This is a genomic window from Ectobacillus sp. OTK (assembly GCF_059698935.1).
On record NZ_AP048547.1, the window covers coordinates 625,242 to 644,607 of the forward strand.

The window sequence follows — 19,366 nt, forward strand, 5'->3', positions numbered from 1 at the left end:
ATCTTGCAGATAGACTCTGCAAGATAACACACAGTAATAAATGCTTAAGATACTAAAATAGCAAAGTATGGACTTAAACCTCTTTGAAGAATACATAATGATTGAACTGCTGCAAATCCTTCATCAATTGTACCAGTTGTAACACCAGGAATATTTGAAATTCCTCCATCTGGAGTTTGGCATCCAGTTAGCCATTCGATACAATCTTGTACTCTTTCTGGCTCACTCTCAAGTAGAAATAAAGAAGCAACTGCATGGTACGTTGCCACCATACTTTGTCTGCTATTCCAGTCATGACCAAAACCGCCGTTAACGCCTTGGCATTTCTTTAGAAACTCAATAGTTGCTTGAGGATTTGGAATAGATTTGTTGTATAAAGCTAATGTTCCGATAACTCGATAGCAAGAATATGTATCTGATGGAGAACCTGGGTATTCACCGTACCCTCCATCAGCATTTTCAGCACTTAACAAATATTCAATCAATTCATCTTTATATTTCGGTTCACTTCCTAAAGTGTGTATTGCTACTGCAGCCAAATTAGTATGGAATAAATCGCTTTTGAACCCTGGAACAACACCATAACCGCCATCTGGATTTTGACAACTGTTAAGGTAATTAATACATGCCTCTTTATCACCAAAATTTTCTTCACCTAAAATATCCAATACGTTAATTGCTAGGTATGTATTAAGGACATCAGCAGGTCCTCCTGGATATTCCCCAAAAGCACCATTTGGAGATTGGCAAAGTCTAATCCAATTTGCAATATTTTCTTTATCCTCAATTGGTTCTCCTAAAACTTTTAGATTAGCTATGGAATGATGAGTACCGAAAACAGATGGTGTGCGATCTGGTTTTGTTCCGATAGGTGAGATATTTGGTGTCCAACCATATCCTAACCCCTTAGTATGTGCCGCGTTAATCCAACTAATATGTTTTTCTACATCTATAAATTCAGCTAAATCAGTTTTCTTTTGTTCCGACAATTTATGAGTTTCTAGTTTAAATTCATTTAATGCGAAATCTTCCTTGGGTTTAGTGGCAGCCACTTCTAAATTAAATCCACCTAAAGCTTGACGAACTAATTCAAAAGCAAGTAGGCTTACAGCTTGCGAATCAGCGTGCTTATTATAAAGTCTTAAGAAACTAGAGGAACCAAAATGAAATGTTCCCGGTGTTTCTCTAGAAGGCAACATTAAACGTTGAAAAGGTCCCACCGGTGATCCTGGCGGTGTCCAAAAGTATCCTTCTCCAATATAGAAACCGCCATTGACTCTATCAAAAAGTGAAGATAAATACGTAATTCCTTTAGACAATGCTTCTTCAATATTTTTATCACCGTTATATTGAGAAACTAGACAATTGGCAATTAAAGCCCATGCATTACTTTTACTCGTTTTAATTGGAATTGATGAGGTTAATAAGGTAATAAATTCTTTATGAATTGTAATTTTCCCATCCAAATCACAATGTGTCCAATATCCCCCGAATTTATGATCCCATAAATGTGAATTAATAAAATTTAATACCTGATAAGCCGCTTTTAAAAATTTTTCTTCTTCAGTTACTCGATATAATTCAATCAATGAAATAATGGATAATGATGATACTTCTAAATTTACCTTTGCACCAGTAGCTACAGATCCATCAACATTTCTATGATCAATAATTCTTCCTGTACCATCAATTAATTGTAAAAGCAATTCAGCCTTAATTATCATATTGTTTAAATCTTCATTTTGACTTGTATACTGATATTTTTCTACTAAAGCCAATACAGAAAAAATTAAACTTCTAGGGTCACGACTATCATCTAAAACCGTATCCCAATTTCGGCTCATTTTATGATAGTAATCTTGTTTTTCTTTATTTAAAGCATACTCCTCAACAATCTGGATAATATCTAATCCGTAATTTACATATTTTTCTCCATTAGGTAATTTGCGTGCCAACAGAAATATATAAGCAGCTAAAAACATACGATATGTTGTTTTTACATTTCCTAATTCATTTGTTAAACCATATCTTTCTCTAGCTTCAATCACTCCACCATATTCTTTATCAACTGAATCAACTAGATAGTCTAAAATTGAATATGCAATTTCTTCTTTATTTGCTTGAATAGCAGCCCATGCACTTAAAGCTTGACTTTCCAATAACTTTTCTTGAGTCAATAACTCATTGGTAGTGTAATCAATAGCACTCAGAATTCCATTAAACTCCTTATCTAATAATTTATTTTCAAGAACATCCCATGTTCTTTTTAAAATTGTTTGTACCATCTTAACGACCTCCTGTATTTTAAATAAGAATTTTATTGTCTAACTGAATTACTTTCATGATTTCTTGTGCTGCTCTTGACGAGCCATAACTATCAGGTGCGATTTTCTTATAATTTTCCAATAAATTTTCCATACTCTCTGGGTTAGATAATAACAAATCCACTTTTTTAGTTAATTCATTTTCATCATGTCCCAGATGTGTACAATATTGAAGATATTTCAAACGTTCAAAAGCCTCAACTTCATGATATTCTTTATATGAAGACAAGCAAAAAATACTAGGAATTTTCAAGGCAGATACTTCTGTGACCGTTATCCATCCTGGATGCGCTAATAACAAATCTGCTTGTTGAAGAAGTGGCATCCAATTTGGTAAATATTTTTGAGATATAATTCCTTCTGGTAGGTCTTCAAGATGTTCTCTTCCTAATAACACCATTTGTGCTTTAGGATATTTGTTTTTAATATTTGTAAACATACGGATAAAAGTTTCTAATAATTTTTTCTTGTTCTCAGCAAACATTGTAGTTCCACTAACAGTAGCTACAATAATAGGTCCTTCTCCAAGATTCAATTTTTCCTTAATATTTAATTTTTCTTTTTCACTAGGTATTGGCCTAATCATAGGTCCTACAAATTTAGCTTTTCCAGATTTAAAATACTTTTCAATCAGTCGAGCTTTATCAAGTTTTTCAACATATGGTTTGTCAGTCAAAATTAAATTGGTGTTACTGCACATCCAATCAAAAAGCTCATTAAGTGCAACTCTAGCTGTATCCAGCTCTTTAGAAGCAATAGTAAATCCCCCTTCAGTCAATAACTCATTCCCTACATCACGAAGGGTAAAATTAAAACGCTCTGTAACAAATACATTAGGTATGTTTAATAAGGAAGCTGCTATACTGGCATTAGTATTAAAATCGCTTAATATTAAATCCGGATTATGTTCTTTAAAATTACTCATATACTTTAAAATAGTGCTTCCATTAAAGAAAGTAGGGACAATATAATTACTAACCATAGTTGACCAGTTTAATGTCTCTTTTAAATGGGATTTAGAAGAATGATCTACTACCTGATCTGGAGCTAAATCATACACTTGTACATCTATACTTTTAAATAGCTTTGCAAAGATATCTTGCATTGAACTTAAATATACAATTATCTCCATGTCCGGTTGATATTTTTTTAGTTCTTGGCTAATGGCATACATCCTCATGTTATGTCCTGTTCCAGTTGGATTAGGTGCTAATATGATTCTCATTTTTATCTCCTCTTTTATTTATTGTTCCAAAATGTTCAGTGTTTTTAGGAACATTTTTAATTACAATTGATCCTTTGCGAATAACGGCTCCATCTCCAATATGTACTCCACCTAATATCAATACTTCGTCTTCGATTAGTACATTGTTACCGATAATTACCGGTTCGGGGGTTATCGGCAGCGATAACTTTCTTAGTTCATGTCCAGTTGAAACTATATGAACATTTTGACCTAATTTTGAGTTACTGCCTATCGTTATTCCACCGCCCCCCTCGAGGATACATCCAGAACCAATAAATACGTTTTGGCCGAATTTAATTCCACCATCCATCAAAAGGTTATTTTTATCATCAAAAATCCTTCTCCCAATCATAATAACCCTATCGGATAACTCAGGATTATAACCTTGAATTTCAGCATCGATGAAACAATTAGCTTTATGTTTCAGATCGTTTGCATTTAATTGTTGTTTTGTTATTACAAACCTTTTATTGGAATATGAACTTAATATATGTACCAAAGTGGACTCTAATATTGTGTCTGAGCATAATCTCTTTTTCATAGAAATTAACATCCTGTCAAAATTAGGTCCTTTATCTCTGATAATGGGGCTTCTTTTCTTTACAACCCTGGCTGGTCTTCCCATAACTATTGAATATGGTGGAATATCTTCTTTTACAATGGCTCCAGCGGCTATTACTGCTCCTTCACCGATATGAACACCAGCATGAATTATAACCTGCGCTCCAATCCAAACATATTTACCAATTTCTACGAATGGGCCACCCATACTTCCAATTTTCGAACAGGATGCTATTAAAGAACCTTCTTTAATTTTAGTATTAGAAATTTTTGTGTGAAATCCGATAAAAGTATTATGTTCTATTGAAGATGAGTGGATTTCACTTCCTGCCCTCACCCATGAACCACTTGCTATCAAAGAGTTTTGAACAGTTACGTTGTATTCTAATAAGGGCTCTCTAACATTCTCCAGCATCCTAAAATAATTTTTAAGATTATCTAGTAAGATAATTCCTCCCTCCCTTCTTACATACAATAGCTTAACAGTATATGGAAAATTTGTCCTATTCATTTAGTTAAGATTTCCATTAATTTTCATTAAGAATATTCCAAATATATCCTGCTGAACATAAAACTTTTTATTCTTGTGGAATATAACAAAATTAAAAGTAAGACCGTTCTATCAAAAAACAATCTTATTAACACGGGCATATTGAGATGTTGTTTGATCCAGCGAAAGAATGTATATCCAGCAAAAATTCAAAAGTTGCAATTTTGAGTAGAAGTGGCGGTAAGGATATTTTACAGGCCATGATACACTTGGCTTCGAGGGTCATGCTGTCTCATCGCTGCCTATTAAACATGAAAAAATTTCCCTTCACTTGACCTTTTGGTGAGGTGAAGTGAAGGGAAATTTTTATCACAATAAATAACTTTCAGAGTGTTGGGAAACCTGGGCGGTTTCCCAACACTCTGAAAAAATAGCTTCAATTTTAACTGGTTATATGTATACTCGATTTAGTTTGCTTTTCTTAAAGAGCTGGCAATTAAAATGGATAATAAATTACTGCCTGCCGCAACTAACCCTAAAGTAGTGAATGCATAGCTTTCAAATATATACCCGCCAATAGCTGATCCTAATGTTAATCCTAAATATATGAATGAATTATTTAAAGCCATCATCGTTGAACGGTTCGCAGGCACAATAGTTGCTATATATGCGGTTAAAGAAGTAACACCAAACCCTTGAACAAAGGATAAAATAGCTAGTAAAATAACTAATCCCATTAATTTTGTTCCTACAAAAGGTAGCATTCCTATAATAAATGCCGCCAAAATTCCATTAATAATAACACTTCTTTTTGCTCCAAGGGCATTCATTACCCATCCGCCAAAGAAGCTGGCAATAAAATTACCTAAACCATACACAATAAAAACATAGCCAACTTGTGCTGTATTAAAGCTATAATTTGTTTGAATAAATGATCCTAAGTAAGTATAAACACCATAAAATGAAAACATCCAAGTTAATGTTACTAAAAGTGCAAGAAATGCATTCTGTGCTTTAAATACATTAGAAAATTGCGCAAAATAATTATAGCTAACAACATTATTATTTTTCACAAATGGTACAGTTGTAATAATTATAATAAATGCTATTGCTCCTAAAATTGCGGAACCAAAAAATGCCCATTTCCAATCAACTGCATTAGCGATAAACGAACCAATAGGAACACCTAAAGCTATCGATAAGGAAAGAGCAGACATTACGATTCCCATTACTTTCCCCATCTTTGCACCTGTAAAATGGCCTCCAATGAATGCCCATACATTAGGTGTAAATAGTGCAGCCCCAATACCCGCTATAGCTCTAAAAACATAGAAACTACTTATATTCCATGCTATGCCGCATAATAATGTTCCTACTAAGAATATAGTAAGACCTGTTACAAACATAAATTTTCTAGATAATTTATCCCCTAAAGGTCCAAAAAAAGGTGCACCTAATGCATAGCATACAGCATAAATAGAAACTCCCAATCCAACTTGCTCAATAGAAGCATTTAGTGCTCCGCCTATTGTTGGTAACAAAGGTGAAATAATAAATGAATCTGCCCCTACTACAAATACTCCTAAAAACAAACCAATAATTACAAAAAAATCTTTTGTGCTTGCTGCAGGATTTGTCTGAACCGAAGCATGTGATACTGACATAGTAACTCCTCCTTAAGATATTAAAAGGTTCTTTAAAACATATTTTGGATATTGATTATGTTCTAAAGTTCGAATATCATAGAAATATAATAGCACAAAACAATAAAAAAAGTGAATAATTATTTTTTAAAAAAGCAGGGGTGCAATATTCATGAAAGTAATCATCTATTCAAAAAAAACTATGTTCACAAATTTCATGCAATGCTTATTATCAAAACAAAAAATTTCTGTCCTAAGAGCTAGTACAGAAGAAGAAATTAACGAAATACTTCACAAACAAAATGATGTATTAGCTGTATTATTAGATTTTCCATCTCCCAAGCTAGAGGATTTTGCACTTTGGAGAAACTTAGTCACAATAACTCAATTACCTATTTGGATTATTAATTCTAATGTTAGTAATATTGAATATGCTCAACTAAGGGGGTTAGCTACATTACAGTTATCTGAGCCATTAATAGATTTTTTTAGTGTTCTGAATCCTAATCTTTGTGTCGGGGATTTGAATTTAAAAGATGATGAAATCAAAATAAGCTCTAATATTACATTTAAAGTAGGAGAACATAGTATAGAAAAGAATGGGGAGGATATATTGTTATCTACCTCTGAATTTAAGCTTTTGTTTTTATTATCTACCAAAAGAGGGAAGTCTTTTAAAGCTGAGGAATTAATTAATCATTTAAGACTTACAGGTCATAATACTTTATATGTCTATATAAAGAAATTAAGAGAAAAACTAGAGGAAAACCCTTGTAAGCCAAAGCTGCTAATACATTCAAGAGAAAAAGGGTATTATTTAAATTGCGGTTGAATATAGCCTGTGAAATTTTTAACTTGCTAATGAGTTTAACTTAATTGAGCACTGTCTTTCCTTACGTTTTTATTATTAAAAATCAAAAAAATTAATATTTACATAGTTGATAAACTTCATAAATCTAATTCAGGCTGTTTTTAATATTTTTAACTCAAAATGAGCATTTTTTAGCGAAAATATTACCAGTCAAATAGAAATGACGGATACCTTATGCCGCTTGCAGCTCTTTTCTGATGTGGTCAAGTGACGTCCTGATTGTTGTTTCTTAGTATACAAACTTAATGATACTCCCCATTTTCTCTGTTTGGATAGCTGTCTTTTAGTTTGTTTACTAAAATTACAAAAGAATTCCCCCCTCCCCGATTACGTAACAGGGGGGGGGGGGAGAGGGAAGATTCATTGTATGCATCTTAACTATAGAAAAGAAACAACACGGGATGGAATTCTATACATCACATGAACCCTCTATTAATTAATTGAATTAAAGTTTTCATTGCTTCGAGTTCATCTGTCCCATCAATTTGTATGGAAATGATTTCCCCTTCTTTAATTTCTAATTTGAGAAGACCTATAGCGCTTTTGCCGTCCACAAGCCTCCCGTTGTAGCCGATTTTAATATCAGAGGAAAACCCTTGAGCTACAGAAGCAAACATAGTTGCAGGGCGGAGATGGAAACCGAATTTATTTCTTACTAGTATTTCTTCTGCGATCATTTAAACTGTAGTCCCTTCTCCTTTATTCTCAGATCTAACTAACCCATTCTTGATAATTCGAACGATTTCCTCACGAGTAGCAGCGTGAATCAACTGACTCACTATCTCCTTCTGCTCGATGATTTCAGCTAATCGCGAAAGAATGGACAATTGATTTTGCCCCTTGCCGGCTATGGCTATCAAAATATAAGCTTTCTGTCCGTCTGCGAAAACAATTCCATGTGGATATTGGGCAATAGAAATACCTGCTTTTTTAATCTGATCACTTTTGGCGTTCATTCCGTGTGGCAGAGCTACACCGTTTCCAAGATACGTGGAGAAAACCCGTTCACGTTGCTTCATTTCTTCAATATAATGACTTTCTACATTCCCCCTATCGACTAATACATTCCCGACTTGCTCAATAGCTTCCCATTTATCTTTCGCCTTCATATTAAGAAGAACATATTCTTCATTCAAATTTTCGAAGGTATCGATTGTGCATGATTCCTTGATAGATTCTTTTCCCTGTTGAGCCTTAAGACGCGGAATCAATTCTTCATAAAATGAGCGATCTAAAAAGGAGGTAACAGAAATATGCTCTGCCTGCGGGGCACATGCACGCGCTCTTTCTGTTAAGCGAATATTGGATATGACGATATCAGCATCGTGGGGAATGTCATCGACAGAAAGGTTGTCCACCATTATGTCCAGATTCTCCTGCTTCAGCCTTTTTTGTAACGCAGCGGCTCCCATTGCACTGGAGCCCATACCTGCATCACAAGCAAAAATGATATTTTTCACTTCCATCTTTTTCTCCTTAGGTTCCAATGGAATTAACATGCTATCGTTCCTAATTCCATTTTGATTTGTGGCTTTTCTTTTCTTATCATAAGACAGTACAAGGATAGACCCGCAGAAGCTCACAGCAGCTGACGCCAGAAAGCCGACAGCAACCGCTATGTGCGTTCCTTTTGCCGCCATCATAAGCAATAGAATAATACTGCCGGGAGAAGGGGTAGCAGCTAGTCCTGCGTTAAATAGATAGAAGATTAAATTTCCCGTCACTCCCCCTAAGATAAGGGGAATGATGAGCAAAGGCTTCATGAGTGCATAAGGGAAATATACTTCATGAATCCCTCCTAGGACGTGAACTGGAAGAGCTGATTTTAGATTTTCCTTTTCTGTCCCGTTTAAATAGAAATAGCAGCCTAGTAACATCCCGAATCCAGGACCTGGATTTGTTTCCAGAAGGAATAAAACAGATTTCCCATTTTCTTGAGCCTGTTGAATTCCTAATGGCTCCAAAATACCGTGATTTATTACACTATTAAAAAATAAAGCCTTACCTGGTTCAATGATAAGAGCCATCAATGGCATATATCCAGATTGAGTCAGGAATTCTACTTGATAAAGAATTACATCCATTGCTTTTACAAAGATAGGATTGGCCCAATGGATACCGATAGATATAAATAGGATTGCGGCCATGCCATCAATAACATTATTCAGCAGCAGCTCAAACCCTGTCGGTATTTTTCCTTCGAGCCACTGACTCATTTTTTTAATACTATATCCTATGACAGGCCCAATTACCATAGAGGGAAGAATCATCGGCATACTTGAGGGGTTTTCTATTACTAATACAAACATAACAATGGCTGCAACAACGCCTCCCCGATGTTTGCCCAGCATCTGACCGGCAGTATATGCAAAAAGAACAGGAATAAAATAGCTGACCATAAGAACCGCGACTTGATAAATCTCTTGATTGGGCGACCAGCCAATAGGCCCGAATACTACTCTGATCAAGCCTAAAATAATTAATACAGCCATGTTTTTAAATACCATTCTGCTTATAAAGCGACCCATTCGATCGAGATGTCTCATATGTTCACCTACTCAATAGTGCGTTGGACTTCACTAAGTATCCTTTTCCAAGAACAGATTTAATTTGATTTTTGGCCTCTTCCATGTTCTCTCCTGCTAGAACTCGAACAAAGTCCTCTTCAATTAAGGCCTTACTCACTTCACTAATGATTTCAATATGCTCCCGAGGTGCATTTCTCGGAGCGAGCAATACCAAAACTGTACGAACAGCCACACCATGCTCCCAGTCTACTTCTTCTTTTATTTTAAACAAGCAGATACACATATGATTTATCAGATGACTACGGCAATGAAGCATAGCGAGCTTGTCCTCCTCAATGACCAATGCTCCTATTTCCTCTCGTTTCCGTAACTCTTCTGCCAGAGATGCAGAATCGACCCCAGTAAACTGGGATTGTACATATTCCGCCACCTGCTTGATAACCTCTTCCTTTGATAACGCTTTACTATCAGTGAAAATAAAAATATGGTTTAACAGCTGAGTCATGGCTTCTCCATAACGATTGACTTTCTGAACGGTATCTTCAATTTCAATATTTTTATGCACAATCTCCCGCTCCTGCTTTTTTAAGTTTTGTAATTGTTTTAAATGACCTTCAATCAGTTGAATGTCTTGAGGAAGAAGAAATGGATTCACCACCACTACTACTTGTCCTTCACACTCAAACGGCACTGTTGAAATAATTAAATCAACCGGCGGCTGCTTTCTAATCCATTCGCTAAGATGAAGAAGAGAAACAACATCCACAACTTCTATATACGGAAATTGCCTCTCGATCTGGGCTGACAGCAAATAGGAAGTACCGATTCCGCTTGTACAAACAAGAAGTACACGATAAGATTTATCTTTTAATTCTTCATTTCTTACTGCCGCAGCACCAAAATGCATAGCCAAATATCCAATCTCCTCCTCTGGGATTGGACATTGCAATTTTTTTTCTAAATATGCTGCAGCTTTACTGGCAGCAGCAAAAATATGAGGATATTTTTCTTTAATGTTCCCCAGAAGCGGATTCCGAAATTCCATATTTAACTTGATTCGATGAATAGCCGATCTTAAATGTGTACTTAAGTGATCAATAAGTGAAGAGTCGCTAGATAAACTTACTCTAATTTCGTTTTCTACAATTTGAATCATATGATATACGTATTCATCAATATCGTTTGTATAGACAGGGGCAGCATGTAATCTTTTGACTTTAGCTCCCAAAAGGTGCATTGTAATATATCCAATTTCACTATATGGGATATTGATTTCAAGCTCAGCTTCCAGTTCCTTAGCCATTTGGCTGGCGGCTTCATATTCCTGCGTATCTTTTATGCTCTTAAAGGCATCTTGGGCAATCGTAATAATTTCCCCATTTTTTAAGCGCTGAACAGCCAATGCAATATGAACCACTAAGCCTACATAGGCACTGTCGGTTAAGATGTAGCCCCATCGTTCGGTTTTCTGTACCACTGTTTCAATTTTTGATATCGTATCGGGGTCAATAAACTGCAGCAGACGGTTTCTTATCGAGAGATGCAGCTTCATCTTATCGTGAGAAGCATATGAGTAAGTAGAGAGAACCTCCATTAATTGTTCTTGACTAAAATGCTGGTAAAATAAATCAACAATTGCCTCTCGAATGCTTTTTTCATTTCCTTCAATATAGATCCCAAATCCGGGCTTACGAATGAGCTTGATGTTATGTTTATCAAACCAAGGTTCTATCTTTAACAGGTCATTACTAATCGTCGCTTCCGTCACGTTAAACTTAGTGCTGAAATGGTAAAGCTTAGTTGGTTCCTTTAATGTGAGAAGCAATTGCTTCAGAATATACTGACGTTCTTCAGGTGAAAATATTTTATTTGACTGGTTGATGGATAAATACTGCAGCAATTTCTCCCGAGCATGCTCATCACCATCTAACGAGAGTCCGACTCCCGTCTTTTTATTTAAGACAAGCCCATACGACTCCAAAAAACGATCTAATCCGGATAGCTCCCTTTGAATGGTGCGGCCGCTAATTGCAACCTCTTTTGAAATTTCCTTCAACGTTACAGGAGAAGGAGACTTTAGAAGAAGCAAGAGAATTTGCTGCTGCCTAGAATTAAGCTGAGTTTCTTCTTTTTCTAGCATCACGAACACTCCTGACAAGATTTAATATTGAAATAATCTTATGTGTATATTCCAAGTGAATTCAACGACAAAATTAAATATATACTCTAATTATATAAAACGGCAAGGTGAATTTTTAGATTATCAATACAAATTCCTTTCTATCTTATTATAGAAGTGATTGAAAACAATCCTAATTTGTGAAAACTGTTATCTCGAGATAGAGCATACTGATAAGAGTAATCGCTTCTAAATTTGTTAATCTCTTTATATCTAAACTGTTTCTCTACTTCAATAGACCTCTTTCTTAAAAAATGTCGCTATGTTAATGGTGACATTTTTTTATGTGTAGACGTTAAAAAATGTCGTGATTCCAATTAAGACAATGTTGTATATGTAAGTGGTTACATCGTGTGTTTCGTAGTATATAATCAGTTTCATAGAAAGAAATTTAATTTTGTCTACAATTGTACATTGTGCTATCCGAATTTTGGAAAGGGGGGAATTTATGATTTGGTATATCATATTGTTTTTTGGATTTTCATGGCTTCTCCAAAGTATTTTAGGCTTTCTTCAAATTAGGCATTTTAACAGAAAGTATGCAGAGCTGAGAAGGTTGGGGCGAGTGGCAATTGGAAAGAAAACAGGGCTTTTTCAGGCAGGTACAATAGTTATGTTTGCCATCGACAGAAAGAATACCATCATAAAGGCAACCAAAATGCAAGGGATAACAGTCTTCTCAAGAGTCAGAAGCCTCAGGGGATTTGAAGGCAAAAATCTATTGAAGTTAGGGGAAGAGGATTTTAATAAAGTAAACAAGCTAACACGATTGGCTATTAAGGATGCTTTGAATAGCTATCACATTATTGCTAAAGGAGGTGAGTTAAAGGTCAAAAAAGGCTGGATTGATTTACTTATACCAACTAAAAAATAATTAACTTGAGGTGAAAGCAAGATGGACTATATTGTAAAGTTCGCAGATGGGTTTATGGGCTTATTTAGAGAAGGCGCTGAAACTTTCGTAAGTTTAGTAACTGGAATTGTACCATTATTGATTATGCTTTTAGTGGCCATGAATGCGCTTATTCGCCTAGTCGGGGAAGAAAGAGTGGAAAAACTAGCAAAAAAATCAGGTAAAAACCCATTCACAAGATATTTTGTTCTTCCGATCATCGGAACATTCGTCTTGGCGAATCCAATGACCTTATCACTAGGAAGATTTTTACCAGAAAAGTACAAACCAAGTTACTATGCGGCAGCATCATTTTCTTGCCACACACATAATGGACTTTTCCCGCATGTTAATCCAGGAGAACTATTCGTATTCTTAGGAATTGCTGCAGGAATTACAACACTTGGCTTTGAAACGACAGAATTAGCAGTTCGCTATTTCTTAGTAGGAATTGTGACGAACTTTCTGAGAGGTTGGGTAACAGATTTAACAACAGCTTTTGTAGCTAAACAACAAAACGTGAAGCTGAAAGACACAGTCGAGCTATGAGGAGGGGAAACATATGAGTACAAACAGCAGCGTAATCGGAAGAGAGGACAAGGTGGGGCGAAGCTACAACTCGATTCTTGTACAAGCAGGACCAGGAGGGTTTGGTGGCCCACTTGTAATTACACCAACAGAACAGAAAAATAAAGTCGTGTACATTACAGGCGGGACGAAGCCTGATATCGCGGATCGAATTGCGGAATTAACAGGCTGTGAATTAGTGGATGGTTTTAAAACAAGTGTTCCAGAGAGCGAAATGGCTTGCGTCATTATCGATTGCGGCGGAACCTTACGATGCGGTTTATATCCACAAAAACGAATTATGACAATTAACGTGATGCCAACAGGAAAAAGTGGCCCATTGGCAAAGCACATTACGGAAGACATTTACGTCTCTGGAGTCAAACCAGCAAACATCAGCTTGTATGAAGGTGCGGCAACACCTCAAGCAGCTGCTGCTGAGCCTGCTGCCGAAGCAGAAAAAAGTAATCAACCTAAGTATAGCGCAGATAAGAAAATTAGTGAACAACAAAAACCTAAAGGTGCAATCGCACGTATTGGTATGGCTATGGGCTCCATTGTCAGCGTGTTTTATCAAGCTGGCCGTGAAGCCATTGATACAGTGATTAAAACGATTTTACCATTCATGGGATTCGTTGCAATGCTAATTGGTGTTATTAAAGCATCTGGAATTGGTGATGTATTTGCAAAGTATTTATCACCATATGCAGGATCTCTACCTGGATTACTCTTAATTTCTCTAGTATGCTCCTTCCCGTTACTCTCGCCATTCTTGGGACCTGGGGCAGTTATTTCGCAAGTAATTGGCACTTTAATTGGTGTAGAGATTGGAAAAGGCAATATTCCTGCACATTTAGCATTACCGGCACTTTTCGCGATTAACTCGCAGGCTGCAGCAGATTTCGTTCCAGTAGGGTTAGGATTGGCAGAGGCAGAGGTTGAAACAATTGAAGTTGGAGTTCCTTCTGTGTTATATTCCCGTTTCTTAACAGGAGCACCAACAGTGTTTATTGCATGGCTCGCAAGCTTTGGGATGTATGAGCAGTAAAGCTTAGGCAAGATAAGAGATTAATTCATTATTAAGAGTAGGGAGAGAAATAAAATTAATTCATTTTGATTTTATTTCTCCCTATAAATTCGTATAAGGTGTTGGAGGAATTACTATGCAAACAGTTTATCAAACTAAAATTAATAAAATTGGTTCATCCGTATCTGATTTTCTTGGAGAGAACATGTTTATTTTATTCGGAGATAACGCTCCAGCCGAACTAGCAGACTATTGTTTATTAATTAATGTAAACGAAATCGAAGGTGAAATTGAGCAAGGGGACGTTTTAGTATTAAACGGCACAGAATATAAAATTACAGCTGTAGGCGATGCAGTGAAAAAGAATCTAGGTTCATTAGGACATATTACATTGAAATTTGATGATTCCGATACTCCTGAACTGCCAGGAACCCTTTATCTTGAGGCTGCTGATATTCAAGTTCCAGAAGCTGGCTCACAGATTCAAATTCTTAAAAAATAGGTTTTTCAAAGATTAATATATGCTGGGAGTTTCTTCCTATTTTTGGTTTTACAAATGGTAACTGACCCTATACAGATAATTAAGGAGGAAAAAAGAATGAATCAATCATGGCTTCAATTAGAAAATCAAGTAGCAATTGTCACAGGCGGTGCATCTGGAATTGGCTCAAAAATAACAGCTCATTTAGTAAAGAACGGGGCAAGAGTGGTTGTTTCTGACTTAAATGTAACTACTGGGGAACAAGCTGATGGAACGTACCATATCCAATGCGATGTTACTAACAAACAAAGTGTTGAAAACATGACAAACAAAGTTGTAGAGCTATTTGGAACAGTAGACATTTTAGTTAATAACGCTGGTGTGAACCTGCCGCGTTTACTTGTTGACTTCCGTGGTGAAAAGCCAGAGTATGAGCTAAATGAAAAGGATTTTGATTTCATGGTTGCCGTGAATCAGAAGGGACCTTACCTTTGTGCTCAGGCAGCTGCGAGAGTAATGATCAAAAACAATAAGGGTGTTATTATTAATGTTTCCTCTGAAGCAGGCATGGAAGGGTCTGCTGGACAAAGTGCTTATTCTGCTACAAAGGGCGCTGTCAATGGATTTACTCGCTCCTGGGCTAAAGAACTAGGGAAATTCAACATCCGTGTAGTTGGCGTTGCACCAGGCATAAATGAACAAACAGGATTAACAACACCTGCCTATAACGAGGCATTGGCTTATACACGAGGAGTGACAGTAGAAGGCCTTGGAACAGATTACAGCAAAGCAATACCGCTTGGACGCCCTGGAAAGCTGGATGAAATTGGTGAATTGATCACATATCTAGCTTCAGATCGTGCAAGCTATATTACAGGTACGACTGTGAACATTTCAGGAGGAAAATCCCGCGGATAAAAGATGAACTCCGCTTGCCATAAGCATTTCTGTCACTATAGAAGGAGTAGATAAATAGCTTTCCTGCAATTCTTATGAGGATAACCTAAGGGGTTATCCTTATTTTTGTATATAGGAGATGATTAATTTTATGGAACTTTTGATAGATTCAGCCAATCTAGAAAGTATTAAGGAACTACATGAACTATTTCCGATAGATGGTGTTACAACAAATCCAACAATTGTAGTGAAGGAAAAAATGCCCTTTCTTCCATTACTAAAAGAAATTCGGTCGATTATTGGAGAGGAAAAGATGCTTCATATCCAAGCTTTAGAGGAAAAAGCAGAAGATATTGTGAATGAGGCGCTCTATTTAAATGAAGCAATTGGCGGAAATCTGTATGTAAAAATCCCTGTTACCAGTGAAGGAATAAAAGCAATACAGCTGCTAAAACAACAAAGTATTAAAACATTGGCAGCTTGGCTATTTAGCCTTTCTATGTCTATACGCCTTATGTTATGACAGCAGAGAGAATATTTGTGAAAAAATGGATAATTCTATTGATTGCCTCTGTTTTTCTAGATACTGTAATAGGGAGTACAATCAAGTTTTTTAGAATAGATGATAGACCTAAAGTAGTTATTGTTTTACTAGGACTAGAATCATAGTATTGGCAAATGATTAAAGCAGGGGCAGAAAAGGGGCATAAATATGAGATATCTAATTGGTATTGATTTAGGGACTTCAAGTGTAAAAGCAATTTTAATGGACGTGGAAGGGGATGTAATTGCACAAGCACAGGAAAGTTATTCGATCCAAGTGCCTGAACTCGGGTATGCCGAGCAATCCCCTAAGGTATGGTGGTCTGCAACTGTAAAGGTACTGAGGACAATACTAGAAAAAGAACCTGTAGATCCAGCTTTGATAGGCGGAATCGGATTATCAGGCCAAATGCATGGCCTTGTAATGCTTGACCGTAAAGGAGAAGTGATTCGTCCCGCCATTATTTGGTCTGATCAACGTTCAAAAACACAAATGGAAAAAATTAATCAGCTTATTAAGCAGGAACAAGCAATCGACAGCATGATGAATTCAGTTTCAACAGGTTTTGCAATTTCCTCCTTATTGTGGGTAAAGGAAAATGAACCGGAAAGCTATACAAAAGCCGATACAATTCTTCTGCCGAAGGATTATATACGCTATCGATTAACAGGAGAACTCGCAGTTGAAGTAACTGATGCATCTAGTACACTTGCATTTGATGTTGCCAAGCGAAAATGGGCAATTTCTCTCATCAACAAATTAGGAATTAAGGAAGACTTATTCCCAACTTGTTATGAACCATACGAAGTAGCTGGTGGAATAACAACACGTGCGGCTGAGGAGACAGGACTGCAGGAAGGGACCCCTGTTGTATTTGGCGGTGGAGATCAATTTATGCAGGCGGTTGGAAATGGTATTGTGTTCCCCGGCATTGTTTCCTCAAATATTGGAACAGGTGGACAAATTGCGGTAATGGTTGATAAACCAGTGTATGATCCAAAACTAAGAACCAATACATTTTGCCATATTAAATCTAATACCTGGAATATTCAAGGTTCAAGTTTAAACAGCGGTCTTTCTTTGGGATGGCTAAAGTCAAACATTTTGCGGAAGAATGACTTTCAAACATTAACGGAAATGGCAGAAAACATTGCATCAGGAAGTGAAGGGCTCATCTTTTTACCTTATTTAACTGGGGAACGAACACCACATCTAGATCCAAATGCGAAGGGTATTTTCTTTGGCTTAACTCTCAAACATCGAGATGCCCATCTTGTGAGGGCAGTAATGGAAGGAGTGACGTATTCCCTAAAAGACTCTTTGGAGATTATTGAGTCGCTAGGCATTCAGGCTGATAGAGTTATTGCATCAGGTGGTGGAGCAAAAAGTAAATTATGGCTCCAGATCCAAGCGGATATTTTCAATAAGCCTGTGTATACCACTAAAACAAATGAAGAGGCTTGTGTAGGTGCCGCCATTATTGCTGGTGTAGGTGTTGGGGTGTACCCTTCAATTGAGGAAGCCTGTAAAAAGCTGATTTCATTTCACTCAGAGACAGTAGAGCCTATACAAGACAATGTAAAGATATATAGTCATTACTATGGGTTATTTAAAGAATTGTATAGGAGAAATCAGGATCTATTTGTATTTGATATGACTATTTGAAGAAGAGTATGTGATTAGTGTATCTCAGGGAAATTTGATCCATGGGGCAACAGATATTTAGAAATGAAAAAAGACTGAGCGCGGGAAAATCATACGTGCTCAGTTTGGCCTAAAGTAGATTATTTCTTTTGTCGTTTCCAAGAAATGATGGACAAAGGAATGGAAAGCATGATAAAAAATGCAAGCAGTGCCCATGGATGCTGTAGCATCACATGTGTTTGCCATGGCCATAGATATTGATTCATTTCTGTTAGACTCCTCGCATGTTGATTCGTTTTATAGAGGTTTATCCCAATGCTTTAAACAATTTTCTTCTTATTACCGTAATAATTAGCAGTGCAATTGGTAGAACGATTAATAAGGGTACCCATACATAAAGAGGGAACGTAGTGAGACCAACATAAATATGTTCATTTATGTTGGTAGACATTGTTATACCCAATAAATATGCAACAGCTGCAACGGGGAAAATAATTGGACGATTATCAAGCATATTCAGCAGAATTTGAATAGCGCGAATTGCCGCAAATAAGTAAATGGTTACTTTAGTATAGGCTGTGATAATCATAGTTAAGGCTACCATTGCATCTAAGTTTTCTAGGAAATCAGCAATCGATATTTGTCTAACTAATACATAAACAGGATAAATTGTATGAGCCGCTATGTCTTCACCCAAAACGAGAAGCTCCATCAGGCTAAAAGCGGAAATGATGAGCCCTGATATCAAGGTCGCGATTATAGTTATCTTCCTGACTTTTTCCGGTTTCTTTACCGATGGCCAAATCATGGCTAGCGTCAGAGTCTCCGCAAATGTTTGAGTGATGCCTGTCGGCCATACCGCCGACCAAACCTTTCCCCACCCTTGTCCTAAAATAGGCTGTACATGTTTGAAGTTGACAAGCCCTGAACCAAATAGCAGGATAATTTCTATGATGAATAGCAAAAACAGAACAGGTACTAGATATTCTGTGAACCGAGCCAATACTTCTATTCCCGAAAATAGGCAATATATAATAACTAGCAACATGGCTATAACTACAAACCATGATGGTGTGCCCGGCAGAAGAGTTGCCGGTACTAACGCCTTTAAGTCAGAAAATATACGTCCTGCAACATACAAAAATAGAAGCGGATATATCCACGCAAGAGGCATGCCTAGCCACCGCCCGAATTGCGCAGGGAACCATTCCACGAGTGTTAAACTTGGATTCATTTTCATAAGGAACGTATACAATAAAATCATAATCATGCCTATAACAGTAGAGATTAAAATAGCAAGCCAAGCATCCCTACCTGCGGACGAAGCAAAACCAAATATAACTGTCGTACCAACCTGTAGAAATACTGTCATTGTAAAAAGTTGAAAAACAGAGATCCGTTCCATGCAATCCCTCCCTTGAGTCTGGCAACAACAGTTTTATATAACGTGTGATACTAGTGGTGAAGAATGC

General features: G+C 36.6%; 17 protein-coding genes and 1 pseudogene. 8 read left to right on the top strand and 10 right to left on the bottom strand.

All coding sequences use genetic code 11. The features are described 5' to 3' along the window. Window positions 1-44: 44 nt before the first annotated feature. From AC6HZ4_RS03215 to AC6HZ4_RS03235, 5 genes and pseudogenes are all read right to left on the bottom strand, one after another. On the bottom strand, window positions 45-2,285 hold the full coding sequence (locus AC6HZ4_RS03215) for a prenyltransferase/squalene oxidase repeat-containing protein (protein ID WP_497493620.1): 2,241 nt from the start codon (window positions 2,283-2,285) through the stop codon (window positions 45-47). Between the two features lie 19 nt (window positions 2,286-2,304). After that, entirely contained in the window at window positions 2,305-3,549 is a 1,245-nt protein-coding gene (locus AC6HZ4_RS03220; RefSeq protein WP_497493621.1) for a glycosyltransferase, read from the bottom strand. Then, window positions 3,527-4,123: an acyltransferase gene (locus AC6HZ4_RS03225; RefSeq protein ID WP_497495582.1), complete on the bottom strand. Its 597-nt coding sequence runs from the start codon at window positions 4,121-4,123 to the stop codon at window positions 3,527-3,529. Before AC6HZ4_RS03225 ends, AC6HZ4_RS03220 begins: the two co-directional genes overlap by 23 nt. Before the next feature lie 42 nt (window positions 4,124-4,165). After that, window positions 4,166-4,339, bottom strand: a pseudogene (locus tag AC6HZ4_RS03230) (DapH/DapD/GlmU-related protein); the annotation flags it as partial. A 749-nt stretch (window positions 4,340-5,088) separates the two neighbouring features. After that, entirely contained in the window at window positions 5,089-6,285 is a 1,197-nt protein-coding gene (locus AC6HZ4_RS03235) for an MFS transporter (RefSeq protein WP_497493622.1), read from the bottom strand. A gap of 151 nt (window positions 6,286-6,436) precedes the next feature. On the opposite strand from AC6HZ4_RS03235, the gene AC6HZ4_RS03240 reads away from it, so the two are divergent. Beyond that, complete coding sequence (locus AC6HZ4_RS03240) at window positions 6,437-7,096, top strand: DNA-binding response regulator (RefSeq protein WP_497493623.1); 660 nt, start codon at window positions 6,437-6,439, stop codon at window positions 7,094-7,096. A gap of 455 nt (window positions 7,097-7,551) precedes the next feature. On the opposite strand, the gene AC6HZ4_RS03245 is transcribed toward AC6HZ4_RS03240, so the two are convergent. The 3 genes from AC6HZ4_RS03245 to AC6HZ4_RS03255 are packed head-to-tail and all read right to left on the bottom strand — an operon-like array spanning window position 7,552 to window position 11,803. Further along, entirely contained in the window at window positions 7,552-7,812 is a 261-nt protein-coding gene (locus tag AC6HZ4_RS03245; protein ID WP_497493624.1) for an HPr family phosphocarrier protein, read from the bottom strand. Next, entirely contained in the window at window positions 7,813-9,681 is a 1,869-nt protein-coding gene (locus AC6HZ4_RS03250) for a PTS sugar transporter subunit IIA (protein WP_497493625.1), read from the bottom strand. Between the two features lie 4 nt (window positions 9,682-9,685). After that, on the bottom strand, window positions 9,686-11,803 hold the full coding sequence (locus AC6HZ4_RS03255; protein WP_497493626.1) for a BglG family transcription antiterminator: 2,118 nt from the start codon (window positions 11,801-11,803) through the stop codon (window positions 9,686-9,688). Between the two features lie 487 nt (window positions 11,804-12,290). Here AC6HZ4_RS03255 and AC6HZ4_RS03260 point away from each other — a divergent pair, with 487 nt between their 5' ends. From AC6HZ4_RS03260 to xylB, 7 genes are all read left to right on the top strand, one after another. After that, a complete protein-coding gene (locus AC6HZ4_RS03260) occupies window positions 12,291-12,716 on the top strand; it encodes a transcriptional regulator GutM (protein WP_497493627.1) in 426 nt (141 codons plus the stop codon). Window positions 12,717-12,737: 21 nt separating this feature from the next. Next, window positions 12,738-13,283, top strand: coding sequence for a PTS glucitol/sorbitol transporter subunit IIC (gene srlA, locus AC6HZ4_RS03265; RefSeq protein ID WP_497493628.1), 546 nt, complete (start codon window positions 12,738-12,740; stop codon window positions 13,281-13,283). A 13-nt stretch (window positions 13,284-13,296) separates the two neighbouring features. Then, on the top strand, window positions 13,297-14,349 hold the full coding sequence (gene srlE / locus AC6HZ4_RS03270; RefSeq protein ID WP_497493629.1) for a PTS glucitol/sorbitol transporter subunit IIB: 1,053 nt from the start codon (window positions 13,297-13,299) through the stop codon (window positions 14,347-14,349). 115 nt (window positions 14,350-14,464) lie between these two features. After that, complete coding sequence (locus AC6HZ4_RS03275) at window positions 14,465-14,830, top strand: PTS glucitol/sorbitol transporter subunit IIA (protein WP_497493630.1); 366 nt, start codon at window positions 14,465-14,467, stop codon at window positions 14,828-14,830. A gap of 96 nt (window positions 14,831-14,926) precedes the next feature. Further along, window positions 14,927-15,727, top strand: coding sequence for an SDR family oxidoreductase (locus AC6HZ4_RS03280; protein ID WP_497493631.1), 801 nt, complete (start codon window positions 14,927-14,929; stop codon window positions 15,725-15,727). A 130-nt stretch (window positions 15,728-15,857) separates the two neighbouring features. Further along, window positions 15,858-16,229, top strand: coding sequence for a transaldolase family protein (locus AC6HZ4_RS03285; RefSeq protein WP_497493632.1), 372 nt, complete (start codon window positions 15,858-15,860; stop codon window positions 16,227-16,229). A 189-nt stretch (window positions 16,230-16,418) separates the two neighbouring features. Then, on the top strand, window positions 16,419-17,915 hold the full coding sequence (gene xylB / locus AC6HZ4_RS03290; protein ID WP_497493633.1) for a xylulokinase: 1,497 nt from the start codon (window positions 16,419-16,421) through the stop codon (window positions 17,913-17,915). Between the two features lie 119 nt (window positions 17,916-18,034). On the opposite strand, the gene AC6HZ4_RS03295 is transcribed toward xylB, so the two are convergent. Beyond that, entirely contained in the window at window positions 18,035-18,160 is a 126-nt protein-coding gene (locus tag AC6HZ4_RS03295; RefSeq protein WP_497493634.1) for a hypothetical protein, read from the bottom strand. Between the two features lie 41 nt (window positions 18,161-18,201). Next, complete coding sequence (locus AC6HZ4_RS03300; RefSeq protein WP_497493635.1) at window positions 18,202-19,299, bottom strand: GerAB/ArcD/ProY family transporter; 1,098 nt, start codon at window positions 19,297-19,299, stop codon at window positions 18,202-18,204. Between the last annotated feature and the right edge of the window lie 67 nt (window positions 19,300-19,366).

What these genes read in the sequence shown, in the direction of transcription:
- AC6HZ4_RS03215 (WP_497493620.1), bottom strand. Translation starts at nt 2,285, where the DNA reads ATGGTACAAACAATTTTAAAAAGAACATGGGATGTTCTTGAAAATAAA.
- AC6HZ4_RS03220 (WP_497493621.1), bottom strand. Translation starts at nt 3,549, where the DNA reads ATGAGAATCATATTAGCACCTAATCCAACTGGAACAGGACATAACATG.
- AC6HZ4_RS03225 (WP_497495582.1), bottom strand. Translation starts at nt 4,123, where the DNA reads ATGTTAATTTCTATGAAAAAGAGATTATGCTCAGACACAATATTAGAG.
- AC6HZ4_RS03235 (WP_497493622.1), bottom strand. Translation starts at nt 6,285, where the DNA reads ATGTCAGTATCACATGCTTCGGTTCAGACAAATCCTGCAGCAAGCACA.
- AC6HZ4_RS03240 (WP_497493623.1), top strand. Translation starts at nt 6,437, where the DNA reads ATGAAAGTAATCATCTATTCAAAAAAAACTATGTTCACAAATTTCATG.
- AC6HZ4_RS03245 (WP_497493624.1), bottom strand. Translation starts at nt 7,812, where the DNA reads ATGATCGCAGAAGAAATACTAGTAAGAAATAAATTCGGTTTCCATCTC.
- AC6HZ4_RS03250 (WP_497493625.1), bottom strand. Translation starts at nt 9,681, where the DNA reads ATGAGACATCTCGATCGAATGGGTCGCTTTATAAGCAGAATGGTATTT.
- AC6HZ4_RS03255 (WP_497493626.1), bottom strand. Translation starts at nt 11,803, where the DNA reads ATGCTAGAAAAAGAAGAAACTCAGCTTAATTCTAGGCAGCAGCAAATT.
- AC6HZ4_RS03260 (WP_497493627.1), top strand. Translation starts at nt 12,291, where the DNA reads ATGATTTGGTATATCATATTGTTTTTTGGATTTTCATGGCTTCTCCAA.
- srlA (WP_497493628.1), top strand. Translation starts at nt 12,738, where the DNA reads ATGGACTATATTGTAAAGTTCGCAGATGGGTTTATGGGCTTATTTAGA.
- srlE (WP_497493629.1), top strand. Translation starts at nt 13,297, where the DNA reads ATGAGTACAAACAGCAGCGTAATCGGAAGAGAGGACAAGGTGGGGCGA.
- AC6HZ4_RS03275 (WP_497493630.1), top strand. Translation starts at nt 14,465, where the DNA reads ATGCAAACAGTTTATCAAACTAAAATTAATAAAATTGGTTCATCCGTA.
- AC6HZ4_RS03280 (WP_497493631.1), top strand. Translation starts at nt 14,927, where the DNA reads ATGAATCAATCATGGCTTCAATTAGAAAATCAAGTAGCAATTGTCACA.
- AC6HZ4_RS03285 (WP_497493632.1), top strand. Translation starts at nt 15,858, where the DNA reads ATGGAACTTTTGATAGATTCAGCCAATCTAGAAAGTATTAAGGAACTA.
- xylB (WP_497493633.1), top strand. Translation starts at nt 16,419, where the DNA reads ATGAGATATCTAATTGGTATTGATTTAGGGACTTCAAGTGTAAAAGCA.
- AC6HZ4_RS03295 (WP_497493634.1), bottom strand. Translation starts at nt 18,160, where the DNA reads ATGAATCAATATCTATGGCCATGGCAAACACATGTGATGCTACAGCAT.
- AC6HZ4_RS03300 (WP_497493635.1), bottom strand. Translation starts at nt 19,299, where the DNA reads ATGGAACGGATCTCTGTTTTTCAACTTTTTACAATGACAGTATTTCTA.